The 615-nt window shown below is 64.9% G+C and carries 1 protein-coding gene; it reads left to right on the forward strand.

Annotated elements, in window-relative coordinates; all coding sequences use genetic code 11:
• The coding region (locus BZK31_RS27450) for an AMP-binding protein (RefSeq protein ID WP_157900808.1) at positions 1-615 on the forward strand (615 nt) is incomplete at both ends.

Consider the following 615-nt stretch of genomic DNA (forward strand, 5'->3'; position numbering starts at 1 on the left):
CTGGGACAGCATTGACGCGCTGTTTCCGGACGGCCTGATCGGGCAGATGTTCGAGGCCTACAACGCACTGCTGGACCGTCTGCCGGAGCCATCGGCCTGGAGCGCCGACACGTCGCAATTGCTGCCGATGGCGCGCTTGCCTGCGCCGCTCGACAGCGCGCCTGAATCGCCCTTGATGCATGAGCTGTTCGAGCATCAGGCGCTGGCGACGCCGGACGCATTGGCGGTGATCGGCGTGCAGCGTCAGTTGAACTACCGGCAACTGCGAATGGAAGCCCGCCGGTTGGGCGCACGGCTGCAAGCCTTGGGTGTGCAGCCCAACAGGCTGGTGGCGTTGGTGATGGAAAGGGGCTGGGAGCAGGTGGTGGCGACGCTGGCGATTCACTATGCAGGCGGCGCCTATCTGCCCATCGATCCGGCGCTGCCCGCCGAGCGTTTGCAGCACATTCTGGAGCGTGCCGAAGCGACTCTGGCCTTGACCCAGCCCGCTTTGCTGACGCGTATCGAATGGCCATCGCACGTTAACGTGCTGGCCGTGACCGATGAGCAACTGACTGATGCCGATCCGTTGCGGCCGGTGCCGCGTGTGCCCGGCGATCTGGCCTATGTGATCTA

Origin of the sequence: Pseudomonas floridensis, from assembly GCF_002087235.1 — a bacterium.
GTDB lineage: Bacteria > Pseudomonadota > Gammaproteobacteria > Pseudomonadales > Pseudomonadaceae > Aquipseudomonas > Aquipseudomonas floridensis.